Genomic DNA, 17508 nt, shown 5'->3' on the forward strand with positions numbered 1-17508 from the left:
TTTATACTCTTCGATAGGCATTCCAATCAAATTGCTCCAGTTGACCCACGTTAAAGGTTTTCCTCAGGAGCGTCCCCAGGGAATACTGACCAAGCGCTTCTCGATAGCGCTCTTCCGCATTGCCAAACGCTTGAATAACAAGCTGCTCTCCTATCGAGGCTGTATGCTGATCAGAGAAGATCTGATGTACCAAGGAGGTCGTCTTCAAAAACGGAGGTGTTCCCTCTATTGCCTCGAATACATCAAGCAGCCGGATCTCATCAATATCCTTCGCCAGTTGAAAACCGCCATTTTTCCCAGAAGTCGAAGTAATCAGCTTCTTTACAACCAGCATGCGCATGATTTTCTTGAGAAAGGAAGGCGACACATCCAATCGGTCACTAATCGTATCGCTTGTAACTGCATCTCCATTGTGCTGCGTGGCAAGCATGACCATGATGCAAATGGCCTGTTCCACTCCACTTTTGATTTGCATAATGATCTCCTTTTGCCTCTATATTTCTTGTTTTCATCTAATGTCGCGGGTTCCTTCTGCTCTATTATAGGGTCTTTGCGGTCAGACTCCAAACGAAAATCGAATCCCATGCGCGAAACTCGTCTCATGTCCTAGCTTCATGCAAGAAGACCCCATTCTCCCTAGCAAAGCGGAGACTGAGGTCTAGAAGACTTATAAAATGTTTCAGTAAGTGCTTCAGCAAGTGTTTCAGCAGGAAATAGGAATCTCAGCAATATTAGAAGACAAGTTCATCCAGTTCGATAGGCGCTTTGGTCAACAGCTCATAACCATATTTTCGGTCAGGACATCATCGCTTCCTTCAGCAACAAATGGAGCTTCATGGTTGCTTAGCCCAATGCCATGCCCTGTCCGATGAAGCAAATTGTCGAGAAGTCCGTACTGATCGAAGTAGCGGCGTGCCGCCAAATCCACCTCCTTCGCAGGTACACCCGGCTTCAAGACCTCTAGCGCTGCTTGTCGGGCGTTCATCATATGTCTGCTTCTTCTCGCGTTGGATCACCGAGGAAGAATGTGCGCTCGCACTCCGAGGCATAGCCGTTGACTCGGTAATAGGTCATTGCAACATTCGGTCCATCCCCATAGGTTTCGTAAACGTCAGGCACTCCATGCGGCATTGCACTTTCCGGTGCTGGCCATACAACAGCTAATAGATTGCTGCTTAACGGATCAAGTTGCCTCTTCTGAATAAGCTCCATATACGGAATTTGTGATAATGCTGACATCTCCAGCACCATCGTCTCTCGGGATACCTTCTTGAAGATGTCCAGCATCGTCCGGTCAGCGAGCTGAGCGCAGAAGCGGATGCGTTCAACTTCATAGCCGCTCTTGTACTGTCGCAGTGTAGATACCATATCGGATAATGTCGAGTTGTGTGCTTGAATGAGGGCATACTGGTCCGCCGGAATGTTCCCTTCAAATCCGATATGCTTGTACTTCTCCAGTACCGAACCCAAACGCTCATGCCAGTTCTCACCCGCAGGCGATGGATAGTCCCAGTATGACACGATGTCCGTATCCATGATTCCCTTCTGCACATGTGATTCCTCTAATTTGGGCACGACCAAAGTTGGTTTGTCATCGACATTCATCTACTTTTTTTATCTATAATGGATTATAATTATCTATAAATTATTTTGCAACTCCTTATTTTGATCATCATTTTACACAAATAGGAACGGAGGACGCTCATTGGATCAACCTATAACCTTCAAGAACAGCTCTCTAATTGTTGAAACCGTACTGCTGGCTGGCAAGCTCATGATGGAGAATGGCGCTGAGACAAGTCGTGTTGAGGATACGATGGAACGAATGATGCGGAAGGCCTTGTGTGATTCGCGGTCAAGCAGTTCTTAGACGTACGTTACGGTAAGCGGAATCTTTGTGAAAGCTGAATCCGGAGAAGCTTACTTCGAAAGGATTGATGGAAGAACGTTTCATCTGCAGCATATTTGCAGCATTAATCAGCTCTCTCGTGATTATGTTGATGGACGAATGGAGCTAGTTGACATCCACCGAGAGCTGCTTAGGGTTGCGAAGGAGCAGCCCAAGCTTGCGCTATGGAAGAGATTATGCTGGACGGCTTGCTTGAGCGGCAGCGTCATGCTGATATTTGGCAGGGTTTATCAGGATGTGCCCGCTGCCATGGCTGCAGGCATCATGGCTTACCTCTGTTATCTCTTTTTGTCCCGCGCCTTGAAGGTCCCCTTTCTAGCTGAATATGGGTCCGCGTTCCTTGGCGGCGCTGTGGGCTGCCTCATGTATATGCTTATTGGCGTGCATCTCAATCTTATTATGATGGGAGCCGTGATTCCTCTTGTACCCGGCATTGCGATTACCAATGCCATACGCGATATGATGGCAAGACATTATCTGTCAGGCTTGATGGGTGCGATTGAGGCTATCTGCATTGCAGGTGCGCTTGGGGCTGGCATAGCATGTGTATCGTTACCGATCGTGCCGGGCATAACGTTCTACGAGGCTTTCCGCGGGCTTGTTACCGGCAATAACGGCGCAGCTGCGGTAGTATTCCTGCAAGTCGCTTATGGTGCTGCGGGGATTGCCTGCGGCATGATCATTGCCGAAGTGCTGTACCGGCATACGATCAGACGAATCCTGCATCACTGCGCTAGATGATGATTGGCGATTCGACTAGCCAGATATAGACCCTGCGGCAACAATGTGCCATGAAACAGGAGGCGGTGGAATAAGCTATATGTAAATCTCCATTCAATCCTGCTTAAGAAACGAAAATGGAGTTGGTTAAAAGGAGGAACGATGAAAACGCATAGCGCAGCTGCATTCACCAAAGCATTTGACCGCATTACACAATCGCATTACATCCAAGAAGCCGTTGTTCTGATCGAAGATTCACAAGGGAATTATTCATGGAGCAGGGGTTATGGAGGCAGGGACATCGATTCCCCGCTTCTTATGGCAAGCATTGGCAAGCTGTTTACAACAACATGCATACTCGCTCTTCAAGAAAGAGGGCAGCTCTCGTTGAATGACAGACTCGCGATGTACATTGATGATCAGTTGCTTAGCGGACTTCATGTATACCAAGGCCGGGAATATACAAGTAAGCTGACCGTATCTGATCTATTGTTTCAAGCAAGCGGACTGCCGGATATCTTCGAGGAGAGCAAGAATGCAACCAACGCGAGAGCGATCCAGCAGGATTTCTCTTATGACTTGGACGATATGATTCGTTGGACTAAGCAGCTTAAGCCTCACTTTGCTCCCGGAACCAAAGGAAAGGCCCATTATGCAGATATCAACTTTGATCTCTTGGGGGCTGTCATTGAGAAGGTGAATGGCACTACCATAGCTGATGCCTATGAGGAATTCATTTACCGCCCGCTGAAGCTTACATCCACCTATCTTCCTCTCTCTGTTGACGATCATATTCCGTCGATCTGCTACAAGGAGCAGAGGCTCAATCTTCCACTGTTTGTATGCAGCTGTCGGGCAAGCGGTGGAACCATTACAACCGCGCGCGAGTTAATGATCTTCTTAAAAGCTTTCTTTGGAGGAAAACTTTTCAATTCTGCGGTTATGCATACGCTGGCCCAATACAACAGGCTGCAGCTCACGATGGGGCCGATCCGCTATGGCGGAGGCTATATGAGAATCGGGCTTCAGACGCTGCTTACCGCATTTAGGGGAAGCGGGGAGCTGCTTGGCCACTCCGGAACGTCAGGCTCCTTCGCTTTTTATTATCCGAAGAAGGAAATTTTCTTTGTCGGCGACCTGAATCAGCTGGCGAAGCCCTCATGGCCGATTCGCTTTGTCATGCAGCTTGCGATGAAAGCATGACGCCCCCTCCCGTTTACATTACAAGCTCTCTAAATTGCTTCTCCATAATTCATGTAAACAGCCCGTCCTCCAGATCGGAAAGACGGGCTGCAACCCTATTATTCAGCTATGTTGACGTTAATCTCGATGTCTTGATTATAATTGCCAAAATGCTTGCCAAACAGGTTTACGCCACCGCAATGCTCCGCGTTCATGGGGCATTCGATGCGCAGTATGATATCCTCGCCCACTGCAATATTTAGATTCTCTGGACGAAACTCCGACATCTTAACACCGTCCATATAGGTGCCGTCAGACTTGATCGTCATGCTCTTCAGCACCCCATACTTCGTTCCCATCGTCCACCAAGATGGCGTATACACGCCTGGCTTGGAGCCAAAGTCGCCTGGGCACGTCCACATGGCAACCGCATGGCCATTGATGGAAAAGGTAATATCGGACGGCCAATTCTCGTTATAGCCAGGCGCCTCCGAGCATAATTCCAGCGAGATGTGAATACTGTCAATCGCCTGCTGCCCGACGATGTAATTCGGTATCCGATATTCTACATAACCGCTTGCGAACCACAGGTGATTGGCCTTCACATGCTGAGGGTCGGAGAAGTAACGCGGATCATCGACCATGCCAAGCAATTGGTGCTCACTGGCCAGTCCGCAGGTCGGCTGAACCTGATAGTCCGAATATTGTCCGATCGGTATCGACACGGCATATCCCTTTGTTACAGGCTTCGTGTTCTGCTTGATCTGGAGTGTAGCGCTGTTAAGCAGCAGTCGGCATACTTTCTGGCGGCCGCGTTCGCCGGCTTGGCTCTCGGTTGCAATAATACCGGCTTGTTCGAGCTTCTGTACGTGCTTCGTCACGATGGACGAGGATACGTGAAGCGCCGCGGCAAGCTCCTTAATATTCATCGGCCTTGTATTCAACAGTTCAATCATATGCAGACGGGTCTCAGACCCGAAGCACTCCAGAAATGGAAGATTGGCTCGATTTACCTGAATGTCCATCGCTCTGCCCCCTCTATGAAGTAACCCCATTATATAACTTAAAAGTTCATTAATCAAACAATATGAGGGTAAGAACTCATATGTCTCATTTTGTTTCTAAATAAAATAGCTGCATTCAGTATGCGTGTAATCAACATAAGCTGAGTAATATTTGTGTGCACCATTTAGTTAATTAATAAGTTATCTAGTTATCTTAAACGTTGACTATAAGAACAAACTCCTCTACAATGAGCTGTGAAAGCGGATTATTATTCACCTAAGCGGTGAACAAAGGAGAGATTCGATATGTCATATATTCCTCATCTGCCAAGACCAGAATATCCTCGTCCGCAGCTCGTTCGTGAACGCTGGATGAACCTGAACGGTGAATGGCAATTTGAGTTCGACCATGGGCAAAGCGGCCGCGAGCGCGAGCTCTATAAGGCTGATTCATTATCTCAACGCATCGTGGTACCATTCTGCCCAGAAAGCAAGCTGTCTGGCATCGGTTACAAGGATTTCATGAATGCGGTATGGTACAGACGCACCTTTGATCTGCCTAAGGATTGGCAGGGCCAAGTGATTAAGCTTCACTTCGGCGCTGTGGACTATAAAGCGGAGGTATGGATTAACGGTGTATCCGTAGGAACCCATCGCGGCGGGTACACCCCGTTCTCCTTCGACATAACTATGCAGCTTCTTCCAGGGACGAATGTCATCACGCTCGCGGCCGAGGATGCAACACGAAGCGGCCTGCAGCCGCGCGGCAAGCAGTCAGGAAGCTATTATTCCAAAGGCTGTGATTACACGCGCACGACGGGCATCTGGCAGACGGTGTGGCTTGAAGCCGTGCCAAAGGCGCATATCACACAAGTGAAGATGACGCCAGATGCTGTAAATGGAGCCGTTGCTTTTCAGGTTCACAGTATAGGCGCAAGCCAAGGGGCGAGGCTTACGATTGATACCTCTTATGCTGGGGCACCGACCGGGTCTGCTGAGCTGCTATTGAACGGCGGCAATGGAGAAACCACGATTGTGCTGAGCGAGAAGCATTTATGGGGAGTAGGACAAGGAAATCTATATGACGTGAAGCTGACACTATCGGACGGCGAAGCACAGGACACGGTCACCTCATATTTTGGTCTGCGCACTGTGGCGCTTGAAGGCATGGCTATCCTGCTGAACGGCGAGCCTGTATTCCAGCGGCTCGTACTCGATCAAGGATTCTACCCTGAAGGCGTATATACAGCTCCGACGGATGAGGATCTAAAGCGTGATATCGAGATATCGATGGGGCTTGGCTTTAACGGCGCTAGATTGCATGAGAAAATATTTGAACCGCGCTTCCTGTACTGGGCTGACCGCATGGGCTATCTGGTGTGGGGTGAGCATGCGAACTGGGGACTTAATCTCTCCCGTGCCGATGCGCTTGAAGTGTTTATCCCCGAGTGGATGGAAGCGATAGAGCGTGATTACAATCATCCGTCCATCGTCGGCTGGTGTCCCTTCAATGAGACATGGGACTGCAACGGAAGTGTTCAGAACAATGAGGTGCTTCGGATTATTTATCGGCTGACCAAATCTCTCGATACGTCGCGTCCTGTAATCGATACAAGCGGCAATTATCATGTAGAGACGGATATTTATGATATCCATGATTATGAGCAGGACCCTGAGGCATTTGCTTCGCATCATGAAGCCTTCAAGAACGACGGCCAGCCGTATGATAATCATAGCCATCGCCAGGCTTATGGCGGTCAGCCCTACTTTGTAAGTGAATATGGCGGCATCTGGTGGTGCCCTGGCAGCGATGGCTGGGGATACGGCGAACGTCCTAAGACTGAAGAGGAATTCCTAGAGCGCTATGAGCGCTTGACCCGAACTCTGCTGGATAATTCGAATATATGTGCATTCTGTTACACGCAATTGTATGATGTGGAGCAGGAAGTGAACGGGCTGTACTCTTACGAGCGTCAAGCAAAGTTCGATCCAGAGCTGATTAGACGTGTCAACCAAATGCCTGCTGCGATTGAGAAAAAAGATTTGGATAAACAGTAGTCCTGTAGAGCGGCAGGAACATTAACTCAAGCGGCTGAATGTGCAATGAGTTCCTCCTTTCAGCCGCTCTCATTTTTGAAATTCTATTAACAGTTCTGTGTTAACCGATTCATATCTTGCACAAAAAAGAAGCAAAAGCAACTGACCTCTGCTTCACTCCACATCCTTCAAGTATCGTTCTTTAATATCCCTATAAATCCTTTGCTTCAAATGATCGCTCATCCGCATATCCTCTGGATCCGTCCCATCAATATTGTATTTCCCCGCATGCATATTAATCACGCTGTATTGGCCATACGAGTTTTTACCCAAAAAGATAAGATATTTGCTGCCCTTTTTCATTTCGGTATACCCTTCAAGCCCCATTCTTTCTTTTCCTTTTAAGGTCTGGGTGATGAGAACAGGTTCAATAACTGTAAGATCGACAGCATCCGCTTCTGGTCCCCTCAACACCTTCTCCACCTTAATTTCTGTAAACGTGGCAAAAGCGATTATAAAGCCAGTGGATGCCATTGATATATGCGTCTTCCGATCTTTGTATGCTTTGATAGGGCTGCCAATGACAACGAGATCAGCACCTGCGTATAACCCTTGCGCAGTTGTGTAGCCCTTGTACTCTGAGATGCCTGCAAATACATCATGTTGAGAATTGTATACGGCGAAATAATAGTAACTGGCTGCCGCTGCAAGAATGACCGCAAGAACAAGCGCTAACAGAGTGCTTTTCTTTTTTAAGCGCACTAACATTCCTCCTCAACCTCTGCTCTCTTATTTTCCTTCTCCTGGTATAAAAACAAACCGGATCACCATCAAGTTATGTATACCATATTTTGATAATTACGGAAATACATTAATTAAGCATTACAAGCATTCATATGACCATGCATCATGTAAAAAATAAAACCGCCCTAAGGCGGCCTATTTGGCGAATGCATCGATCCTATTGCTTGCTGCTTCTAGAAAACTTCATATACGCTCATCAGCGAGCGACTGGAGCATCTCCATGCAAACCGTCAAACTTTTGATCGATCAGGTCTGATTTCTCTTAGATAATAGTCATAAAGCTGATGAATAGAAGAGCGTGATAAGAGATGGCTCGCTCGTTCTATTTGCTTGCGTTCCCAATCATACCAACGCATCTCTTTCAGTTTGGCGATCTCTTCGTCTGTGAATCGCTTCTTTATTTCTTTTGCTGGATTGCCCCCAACAATCGTATATGCTGGGACATCCTTGACAACAACCGATCCTGCTGCAACAATTGCTCCTTCACCTATGTTTACACCTGGCATAATCATCGCATTCATGCCGATCCAGGCGTCACTTTCGATGATGGTATCCCCTTTACGCTCATAGGAGTTGTTAATCTGCTCAACAAATGGATACACGGTAATCCATTCCGGATGATGATTGTGATTGCCGCCCATTAGAATGATGACGCCACTTGCGATGCAGACGTAGTTACCTATGATTAATTTATCTAAAACCCAGCCGTACTGTTCAATCGGGTTGAATAACTTCCTTGATCTGTCATCGCCCCAAAGGTATCTTACACACCCATCCTCAAAATCATGCTGATCATAATAACCAGAGTAATAGGAATACTCACCAACTTCAATCATGGGATTCGTAACGATATCTTTCAAGTATTTAATATCGGACCAATGATGATAACGGTCTTTCATTTGCTGCTTCATTTTTCTCCCTCGCTTCTAAGTATCATTTTGATCACTTAGAAGCGGAATCCAGTAGCAACATTTCTACAGCGTCTCAAGCGACGAACCATTGCCTACACCCTTTCCTTTTTAATTAAGCCATTGTAACAAATTCAGCGCTCCATCGTCAAAGGAAGGGCTAAACGCGAATGATCTATAATCTTGTTACGATCTTTCTTACCTATCAAACATCACTTGCCCTCAAGCTTCTCTACGACTATCTGCACGACACAGCAGCTTCCGCTATGATACAAGCCTTCCGTCCGATCTACTTCCCCTGTGAAAAAGTGTATAATCCGCTGCTGCTTGCACCACTCCAGCAGCTCTGTTGCACGATACAGCCAGTCCACATTCCGCGGACCTCCAGTGTCATAGCTGTTCTGCGCCTCCTCATACACTTCCATTAGAAGCCGTCCGCCTGGCTTTACCGAGCGGATGATCTTATTCAGAACTCGATATTGATCCTGGCGAGGAAAATGGCCAAACACCATGACGGCCGCATCATATACTTCAACAGGCAGCTCCTCTTCGATCAGATCCGCCTGTGCCGTCTGTACCTGCACGCCGTTCTTCGCTGCTAACGCCTCCGTTTTCCTGAGGCCGACTTGTGCATAATCATAAGCCGTAACCTCATGTCCTAGCTTGGCTAGGAACACCGCATTACGTCCCTCCCCCTCTGCATAAGCGGCTACTTTGGACTTCGAAGGAATAAGCTGGGCTGATTCCTGTAAAAAGAGGTTTGCTTCCTCACCATATATGTACTCATCTCCACTAAATCGTTCATCCCAACTCGGAACACCGGGACTGCTGCCTTTTATATGACTCATCAGATTACCTCCATTCACTAATAGTGTAAGATTATTTTCCAACCATTCCGAATTCATGATGTTAAAAATAGTTCTAATTAATACTATATCAGAAATGGTATGCGGGAAGAATGATAGCCATACAACAATTAAAACTATATCCCGGACGAAGATAGACAACGCGATGCCTCGTTTACTAGAAGTTCCATTCCCAGGAGATGGAACTTCTTCGCATTCCTGCTATCACTTTTTATAGATCTAAGAGAGAAGCCTTCCGGTCAATTGTGTATGCGAAGTGCTGTAAAGAGTCTGCTTAACACCTTGATTTTGCCGCTTTCTCGAAGATTTGATTATGTTAGTATAGAGTTAAACGGTGCTATATTCGCAGAATTCAGTCGACCTAGAGAACATGAATTGAGCTATAGCTGTAGGGGGAACACCATGACTTTAAACGTAACTAAGATTCACGATCTATTTGATCAATTTACGAGAAAGATAAATGGACATATCCAACAACGAGACCGAGAACAGCATCTTACCATTCCTTCACATATAGGCCAAGGAAAAATAACAAGAACCCACATTCGGCCAGGCATGGAGATTATGATGACGGATATTACATTCGAAAACGATATGATTCTTCATATCCAAGAAGCTTGTTCGTTATTTGAAATAAGTTATTGCATGAGCGGCGAGATCTATTGCGAGTGGAGCGGTAAGACAAGCCAGACCGTTACACATACAGGCAATGTTCTCTTTCTTGAGGATGTTAAGGTGTATGAAGAAAAAAAAGCCGGCATGCGTAATCAGCTTCTTGAAGTACGCTTCTCGCCTGAACAATTATTGTACTATGCGGAGGATGTCATCGAACAACGCAAAATGGAAACGTGGCTTAAGCATCATCATGGGAATATTGATCAATACCCCAACACCCCGGCCATCTATAAATGTGTCTCCGAAATGCTTCATTGCGAGCATCTTGGCGCTATGAAACGATTGTATATGGAAAGCAAGGCGCTTGAGCTGATCGCTTTGTTTGGAGAGTCAGACGGGTACGGTTCGGTCGGAGGAAACATGTCGCTGCACCGCAGCGACATTTCCAAGCTGCAGCTAGCTCATGAGTTAGTGCAAAAGCATTATGAGCAGCCGTATTCTATTCGTGAGCTGTCCAAGCAGGTTGGAATGAATGAATTCAAGCTAAAAAAAGGATTTCGGGAATTGTTTGGCATGACCATTTTCGAACTTGTACGTCAAAAAAGAATGGAGAAAGCGCTCTGGTATTTGGAAGTAGCGAATTTGAACGTCGGAGAGACGGCTGTTTCGGTCGGCTACAGCAATGCAAGCAATTTCACAGAGAACTTTCGCAAACATTACGGATGCAATCCAAGCGATTATCTCAAGCGTATTAGACAATCGGATATCGAGCAAAACAGGCCGCATAATCGTTAACTCTAGCAGTAGCTCGCGGATCAGTGACACATAGGACATTCGCAACGGAGGGCATTCTTTGAAAAAGGACCCCAGCCCTCTTGAACGGCCGGCTAGGCTGCATGCTAGAAGAAGCAGAGGTCCTTGCACATGATTGTCGAGCTACAGGTCATTTCCCGCCTTCATAGAGCGCTGATCCCGTTTACTACAGATAAGCAATGGCCAGATCTCCTGTAATCGGGTTCGTATAAACCTCGCAATTAATGTCATACACCTGCCTGATAAGCTCATTGGTCAGTATGTCCTTCGGCCTTCCTGAGGCTAGAACCTCGCCTTGTTTAATCACATAAAGAATATCGCAATACACAGATGCCATCGATAGATCATGCAGGGCTGCGAGCACACCTATGTTTAATGATTTAACGACGGATAGAATTTGAAGCTGATACTTAATATCCAAATGGTTGGTCGGCTCGTCAAGTATTAAGAATTTGGGCTGCTGAGCTATCGCTCTAGCCAGTATTACACGCTGCTTTTCACCACCCGATAGCGTCAAATAGCTCCTATCTGCATATGCGGATAAGTGGACCCTTTCTAGTGCATCCGCAACGATGTCATAATCCTTGAGACTATCCGATTCCATCAGATGTTTGTGCGGCGTTCGCCCCATCATCACCATCTCATGAACGGTAAAATCAAAGCTCAATTCGTTGAATTGTCCGACCACGCCCATCTCCTTCGAGATCATGCGCGCCGACGACTTTAACACATCCTTTTCTCCTAAGAACACGAGTCCCTTTTGCGGTTTAATGACTTTGTAGATGCTTTTTAATAACGTCGATTTCCCGCAGCCGTTCGGTCCGATAAGTCCAACAAATTGCCCCTTCTCCACACTGAGACTGATGTCTTTTACAATGTCCGTTCCTGCTAAGGTGATGGATAGATGCTCTGCTGTCAGATTCAATTTACTTCCCTCCGAAGCCGTAGCTTTTTTTGATCAACATATACATAAAGACGGGGGCGCCTAGAAGAGATGTCACGATGCCAATCGGCAATTCTCCATGCGTAATAACCGTACGCGCAAACACATCCGTCCATATCATGAACAGCGATCCGAACAGAATGGCGACCGGTACGAGCCGTTTGTGGTTGGAGCCTACAACACTGCGCACCATGTGAGGCACAATAAGTCCAACAAACCCAATAATTCCACACGTGCAGACCAGTACACCAGTGACGATCGAGGAGATCACCATATACAGCCGTCTGTAATGGTTGAGATTAATTCCAAGCGTCAATGCTGTTTCCTCGCCCAACAGCATGGTATTCATGACCCGAAATTGAAACAGAAAGAAGAGTGTCGCGGTGAGCACCACGGCTGTAATGAGGGGGAGCGTTCCCCACTCCGCTGCTGCCAAGCTTCCCATTGTCCAAAAGGAGATGGAACGAATGCCTTCCACATTCTTGGCAAAGAACACAATAAAGTTGGAAAACGCGCCGCACAGCGCATTAATCACCGTTCCGGCCAAAATCAGCTTAACCGAGGAGGTTTTACCGCCAATGCTTGCAAGACCCAAGACGAGAATTGCAGCAGCTAGTGCCCCAATAAACGCCCATGCGGCAACGCCAAGCTCCCCTATAAATCCCCCGATGCCAAAGCCAATCAGAATGGAGAATGTTGCACCCAGTGAAGCACCAGAAGATATCCCGAGGATAAACGGATCAGCCAGCGGGTTTTGAACAGATGCTTGCATGACAGTTCCACAGAGCGCCAATCCCGCGCCTGTTATCATCGCCAGCAGCACCCGTGGAAATCGAATTTGCCAGATCACATCCAAAAACATGTCGTTTGCGTCCGCAGGGATGCGGCCGGTTTGCAGCCCTGTGATTTGCTCCACCAATATCCAAAAGGATTGGCCAAAGGGAATCGATACTTGTCCGATCGAGACCGACACAATGATAGATACGCCAACCGCTGCAAGCAGTGATACGACAATTACAGAGAACAAGGAACGGTTTTGTATCCGGCTTCCCGTATCTAACGAGTTGTTAGTCAGCTTTCTTTGCGCTCGTGCTATTGCCATGGCTATTCTCCTCTATACAGCTCTGGATGAACATATTGAGCCACATCCTTGTACAAATCAGCAAGCCCGAGGCTTCCACGCACAGCAGTTGTATATTCGACCACTTTTACATTTCCGTTTTTAACGGCAGTCGCATTTTTCAACTTTGGATTGCGCAGGTATTGATTAATCAATGCTTCACTGTCCGATTTTTGGAAGCCGGTAATAATAATTTTGTCTGGATTTACAGATAAGATCGATTCCTCCGACATCTCGACATATGTTTCCTTGGATACTTCGATATACTCGCCGCCTGCGCCTTCGATCATCTCATCAATGAGACAAAGCGATGGACCATAATAATAAGTCGTTTCTCCGCTCATCCCTAGCAGCAGAACATTTGGTTTGTCTTTTGCCTGCTCCGCTATTTTCTGGATTTCACTGATCTGCTCCTTTTGCTTGTCAACAAAGGCATTTGTTTGATCTTCAATATTCAGCACTCTTCCTAGATTGGTAATATCCTCGAAAAAGCTGTCGATGGTGCGCCCAGTCGTGTAATTAATCCCAGTTAGCACCGGAATGCCTCTCTTGTTCCAAAACGAAATATCCCCGATTCGTTCTTTTTGAAAAGCGGAAGACATGGAAATAATCAAATCCGGCTGGAGCTCTAGGATGGATTCCTTCGAGGGCCACATATCCGTCATGATGGGAAGCTGTTTGATTTGTTCTTCATATTCAGAGAAGGACTTGTCCAAATAAGCGAGACCAGCGATTCGTTCCTCCTCTCCGAAGGCAATCATCCACTCTGCGAAGCCTTGCCCGATCACAACAATGCGCTTTGGCTCTTTGTCAATCGTTTGCTGCAGCTCCTTTCCAGCATCGTCATAAATCGAAAAGCTTAACGGATAATGGCTGTTCCCTGCTGAATTGCTCGTCGTCTTTTCGGAGTGCTTCAGGTTCGACTGTTCTACTTCAACCTTGCTTGGCGAGCAAGCCGACAGCATCATCAAGCAAAGGATCGTAGTTAGCAATAAAGATATCTTTCTCTTTATAAACATAGGTGCTTCCTCCTGATTTCTAGTAATCTTGGTTTATAAAACTATTGTGGGTCGCGTAGAAAACAAAGACACATAAAAGCAGCAAATGCGAGTCCTCCACAGGCTGTCATTGAGACGCTAAATGCCCTCACATAATCAAGCAAGCCAGCGCTGTCCAAAGACTGTCCGAGCATTGTAGAAAATAAAATGCTGATTAGTGCCACGCCTAGCGAATTGGCCAGATACATGACGGTATTGAACAAGCCCGAACCTGTGCCCGCATCCTTCGCCGGGACAGTGCCCAGCACAACGCGGGTGAGCGGCGTGGTAACAAGACCGAGCCCTAGACCATATACCAGTAACAATGCAAGGAAAGGCAAATCCAGCACCTGCACCGCGTCGATCTGCAGCAACAATATGAATAAAAAACAGCTGCTTGACGTGACCAAAGCTCCGATTCTCAGCACAGCCATCCCCCATCTGCTTACCACCCGTGACGAGAACAAGGAGGTCAGGAAAAACCCGCAGCCAAGCGGCAAAAAAGCGAGACTCGTGGCTTGGGCATCCAGATGCAAGCCAAACTGCAAGTAGTACGTCAGGATGAAAAAGAAAGAAAACATGCTGAGATAAATTAAAATGACGGAAAGCATCCCCACGCCGAACAGGCGCTGCTTAAAAATCGTCAAATCGACGAGCGGTGTGCCACCGCGTTTTTGCTTGCGAATTTCGACGATGACAAAGGCAAGCAGCAATAGCAGCGAAAGAAGCAAGCTGCCCCATACCCACTGAGGCCATCCTTGCTTTTGACCCTCGGATAGTGGATAGACAAGCAGAAACAGGGCACTCATGATAAAGACTGTGCCGGTCCAGTCAATCTTCTGTGCCCGGTTGCCTCTTGATTCCGGTAGGAGCGGCAAACAGAGCAGCACAAGGAGACCGAATGGAACATTGAACAGAAAAACGGTACGCCATCCCAGATCAAACACATTCCAATGCACCAGCAGTCCGCCCAGCGTAAGCCCGAAGGCAAAGCCGAATCCAATCAACGCACCGTAAATGCTGAATACGATCCCTTTCTCCCGCGGCAGATAATTAATCTGCATCATGGACAGTACTTGGGGCTGAATAAGCGCCGCAGCAAGACCTTGCACCATTCGAATAGCAATCAGCAATGTTGGACTCGTTGTCACGCCGCCCAGCAAGGCCATCAGCGTAAAGCCGCTCACGCCAATGAGCAGCAGCCGTCTACGGCCGTAAATGTCTCCGAGCTTCCCACTGACAATAAGCGCTATAGACAAGCTGAGCGAGAAGCAGGTCACAATCAATTGCGCATCAGAGAAGCTAGCATTCAAGCTATGTTGGATCAGTGGCAGCGCCACCTGAATCATGTACGTATTCAAGGAATTAAGTAAAATGGGGAGAAGGATGACCGCCAGCGCTAACCATCTACGCGGATGTACCTGCTGCTCTAGTTTGTCATCTGTGGTCTTACTCGAATTAGTCATTCATTTCCCCTCCTTCAAACGCTAACTTTGCGGTGAATCTGCTTTACTCCTATTGCGAGGTACAGCAATCGAGTTACAGGTAATAAAACTTGCCGTCCCCATTTCTTTTTCAAAAAACCACTCCTTTGTTCGATTGTCTCTGTTGCAAGGAACTGATCTAATTGATAATCATTATCAATGATGACTATTATTCATGATTTTGACTATAATCTCTACCTATCGCGGGAGCGTCTTCCCCTATTAAGGGAGCATACGAACAGAAGTTTAAAACGGCCTATTCAAGAAATTAGAAAGGAGAGATCAAAGTCGCTTATATCTAGAAGAGAAATGGAATGGCCTCAAGATATCTGTGCGCGCTTGAGTGTCCATGATCTTGGAAGTTCGAAGTACTGGATGAAGATATACCGTAACGAGAGGAAATCAGACAAGCGCTTGGGACTAAAAGAGCATGGAGCATCAGACATGAGTCCGAGAGTGGTATGGTTATTTTCAAGCAAATAAGCTGCTCCCCATCACGTACAGGAAGCAGCTTATAGCCTTGGACTTATTCTTACTTTTCCTTGCCTATATATGCCGAAAAATGTATTTTCACATATGTACACCGCATTTATTTCACTGAAAAGAAACGGAGTAAATGATGAGAAGGGAAAAAACGACGAAGACGATGGGTGGATATACCAGAATGGTACATGAATTTAACTAGGGACTTTTACAATGGTTGGTTAATGCAAAGAGAATGCGCGGGAGTTGAGTGGAGAGGCAAGGACATTCCGTACACATTTCATACAGGCTATGGGCTTCCAATTTACTTCCCCCATCCCACAGCATTGTGACAGGAGATTACCATCAGGCAAAAAAGCCGCCATTTCAGCTTAACAAACTAAAAGATTAAGTCGTGAGGCTGCCAATCTGTTTAATCTTGTCCCCAAGACATATTACCCCTTTATCTTTCAATCTCCAAAATTTCTAGACAAACAAAAAAAGCCTTATCTACAAAGGCTTCTCATAATTATAGATATGGTGCAGTCAAGAGGACTCGAACCTCCACGCCCTTGCGGGCACTAGAACCTGAATCTAGCGCGTCTGCCAATTCCGCCATGACTGCATATTGTTGATTGTCTGCCGCCGTTATCATAACCATCAGCAGCGACAAGATTTATAATATCACAATCATTTAATGGGGTCAACAATATTTTTTATTTTTATTTAGACAGAGGACAAGAACGAGGAATCAGGTCCTAATCCCCTAAATGCACGCCCTTGCCCTCTAGGTAGAACACCCACCTATATGCACAGCCAGTCTGACTGCATGGCAACATGCAAAGTGGCTTGTCCCATCGCGTTCAGTCTTCAAGCAGTCCCGGCGGCAGACGCCTCGGCTCATCGAACGGCTGGAGCAGATAGCTGCGCTTCACCTTCACAACTCGCCGATTCTGCTTGCGAATCATTACATGCTCCTCATCCCAAGCCACAACAATTCCCTTTACATCATTCATTTCGAGAATATCTCGGACCACTCTAACCTTGGTTCCCGCTTCTCGATAGTCGTTTAAAGCCTGATCATCTATCATCATGCTGTTCCTTTCCATGTAAGCATCATTGCAAGAGGCAGCACAGAATCTCGGGAATCTGCGCCGCTTCTTGCTGCAATGAGGTTGTGCAGTTCTATTCCATTAGTGTCCAACATGTTCCTTGGAATCGTTCTTCTCGAACCAGTAATCCAGTACCTTCGCAGACATAACCCGCTTGTCGATATACTCGGCTTGCGTGACGGAGAACTGATGGCGCCAAGATACATCCAACTCGTTGCACAGCTTGACTACAGTTAACAGCTCAGACCATGCCACATAGCGTTTGTACCAGAAAAACTGAGGGTGCTCTATCATATAAGGGTACAAATCATCAAATTCGGTGTGCTTGCAATCCAACGCACGTTCGAAATGAACTTTCGCCTCAGCTACCTTCTCTTGCAAATATTGGGCGGATGGTTCGTGGACCATTTCGAGTCGCCTCCTCTCCATACTTACTTACATTATATGCGATTTCTATAAAAGGAGAAAAGGATTCAATTATAATTGTTTCCA

At 46.8% G+C, this 17508-nt stretch carries 16 protein-coding genes, 1 tRNA gene and 1 pseudogene; 4 read left to right on the top strand and 14 right to left on the bottom strand.

Translation table 11 applies throughout. The features are described 5' to 3' along the window. Position 1: 1 nt before the first annotated feature. The 3 genes from B9Y93_RS16835 to B9Y93_RS16845 all read right to left on the bottom strand — a co-directional run bounded on the left by B9Y93_RS16835 (position 2) and on the right by B9Y93_RS16845 (position 1551). Entirely contained in the window at positions 2 to 475 is a 474-nt protein-coding gene (locus B9Y93_RS16835; protein ID WP_085496227.1) for an Rrf2 family transcriptional regulator, read from the bottom strand. Between the two features lie 294 nt (positions 476 to 769). Further along, positions 770 to 988, bottom strand: coding sequence for a M24 family metallopeptidase (locus B9Y93_RS16840; protein WP_085496230.1), 219 nt, complete (start codon positions 986 to 988; stop codon positions 770 to 772). After that, entirely contained in the window at positions 985 to 1551 is a 567-nt protein-coding gene (locus B9Y93_RS16845) for a hypothetical protein (protein WP_085496232.1), read from the bottom strand. Before B9Y93_RS16845 ends, B9Y93_RS16840 begins: the two co-directional genes overlap by 4 nt. A 154-nt stretch (positions 1552 to 1705) precedes the next feature. On the opposite strand from B9Y93_RS16845, the pseudogene B9Y93_RS16855 reads away from it, so the two are divergent. Continuing rightward, a pseudogene (locus B9Y93_RS16855) lies at positions 1706 to 2650 on the top strand (threonine/serine exporter family protein). Between the two features lie 141 nt (positions 2651 to 2791). Next, the gene (locus tag B9Y93_RS16860; protein ID WP_085496239.1) at positions 2792 to 3832 is read left to right on the top strand and encodes a serine hydrolase domain-containing protein; all 1041 of its coding nucleotides are present in this window, start codon (positions 2792 to 2794) and stop codon (positions 3830 to 3832) included. 98 nt (positions 3833 to 3930) lie between these two features. Here B9Y93_RS16860 and B9Y93_RS16865 read toward each other — a convergent pair whose 3' ends face one another. After that, on the bottom strand, positions 3931 to 4836 hold the full coding sequence (locus tag B9Y93_RS16865; RefSeq protein WP_085496241.1) for an ArsR/SmtB family transcription factor: 906 nt from the start codon (positions 4834 to 4836) through the stop codon (positions 3931 to 3933). 285 nt (positions 4837 to 5121) lie between these two features. Between B9Y93_RS16865 and B9Y93_RS16870 the strand changes: the two genes are divergently transcribed. Beyond that, on the top strand, positions 5122 to 6873 hold the full coding sequence (locus B9Y93_RS16870) for a glycoside hydrolase family 2 protein (protein ID WP_085496243.1): 1752 nt from the start codon (positions 5122 to 5124) through the stop codon (positions 6871 to 6873). A 153-nt stretch (positions 6874 to 7026) separates the two neighbouring features. Here the strand turns inward: B9Y93_RS16870 and B9Y93_RS16875 are convergent, their stop codons facing one another. The 3 genes from B9Y93_RS16875 to B9Y93_RS16885 form a co-directional block, all read right to left on the bottom strand. Continuing rightward, positions 7027 to 7614 carry a hypothetical protein gene (locus tag B9Y93_RS16875; protein WP_085496245.1) on the bottom strand — a complete coding sequence of 196 codons (588 nt, stop codon included), beginning with the start codon at positions 7612 to 7614 and terminating at the stop codon, positions 7027 to 7029. 272 nt (positions 7615 to 7886) lie between these two features. Continuing rightward, positions 7887 to 8555 carry a CatB-related O-acetyltransferase gene (locus tag B9Y93_RS16880; protein WP_425320355.1) on the bottom strand — a complete coding sequence of 223 codons (669 nt, stop codon included), beginning with the start codon at positions 8553 to 8555 and terminating at the stop codon, positions 7887 to 7889. A 221-nt stretch (positions 8556 to 8776) separates the two neighbouring features. Continuing rightward, positions 8777 to 9412: a class I SAM-dependent methyltransferase gene (locus tag B9Y93_RS16885; protein WP_085496249.1), complete on the bottom strand. Its 636-nt coding sequence runs from the start codon at positions 9410 to 9412 to the stop codon at positions 8777 to 8779. Between the two features lie 420 nt (positions 9413 to 9832). Here B9Y93_RS16885 and B9Y93_RS16890 point away from each other — a divergent pair, with 420 nt between their 5' ends. Then, on the top strand, positions 9833 to 10840 hold the full coding sequence (locus B9Y93_RS16890; RefSeq protein WP_085496250.1) for a helix-turn-helix transcriptional regulator: 1008 nt from the start codon (positions 9833 to 9835) through the stop codon (positions 10838 to 10840). A 184-nt stretch (positions 10841 to 11024) separates the two neighbouring features. Here the strand turns inward: B9Y93_RS16890 and B9Y93_RS16895 are convergent, their stop codons facing one another. From B9Y93_RS16895 to B9Y93_RS16925, 7 genes are all read right to left on the bottom strand, one after another. Next, positions 11025 to 11783, bottom strand: coding sequence for an ABC transporter ATP-binding protein (locus tag B9Y93_RS16895; RefSeq protein ID WP_085496252.1), 759 nt, complete (start codon positions 11781 to 11783; stop codon positions 11025 to 11027). A 1-nt stretch (position 11784) separates the two neighbouring features. Beyond that, positions 11785 to 12903 (bottom strand): FecCD family ABC transporter permease, encoded by a 1119-nt coding sequence (locus tag B9Y93_RS16900; protein ID WP_085496255.1) that lies wholly within the window; start codon positions 12901 to 12903, stop codon positions 11785 to 11787. A gap of 2 nt (positions 12904 to 12905) precedes the next feature. Further along, positions 12906 to 13940 carry an ABC transporter substrate-binding protein gene (locus B9Y93_RS16905; protein ID WP_085496257.1) on the bottom strand — a complete coding sequence of 345 codons (1035 nt, stop codon included), beginning with the start codon at positions 13938 to 13940 and terminating at the stop codon, positions 12906 to 12908. A gap of 41 nt (positions 13941 to 13981) precedes the next feature. Beyond that, positions 13982 to 15424, bottom strand: a complete 1443-nt coding sequence (locus tag B9Y93_RS16910; protein ID WP_085496259.1) for an MFS transporter — start codon at positions 15422 to 15424, stop codon at positions 13982 to 13984. Between the two features lie 1018 nt (positions 15425 to 16442). Then, positions 16443 to 16529, bottom strand: a tRNA-Leu gene (locus B9Y93_RS16915). Between the two features lie 238 nt (positions 16530 to 16767). Further along, positions 16768 to 16995 carry a hypothetical protein gene (locus B9Y93_RS16920; protein WP_085496810.1) on the bottom strand — a complete coding sequence of 76 codons (228 nt, stop codon included), beginning with the start codon at positions 16993 to 16995 and terminating at the stop codon, positions 16768 to 16770. Between the two features lie 102 nt (positions 16996 to 17097). Further along, complete coding sequence (locus tag B9Y93_RS16925) at positions 17098 to 17424, bottom strand: hypothetical protein (protein ID WP_085496260.1); 327 nt, start codon at positions 17422 to 17424, stop codon at positions 17098 to 17100. Positions 17425 to 17508 lie beyond the last annotated feature (84 nt).

Source organism: Paenibacillus aquistagni (assembly GCF_900177815.1).
Classification (GTDB): domain Bacteria; phylum Bacillota; class Bacilli; order Paenibacillales; family Paenibacillaceae; genus Paenibacillus_B; species Paenibacillus_B aquistagni.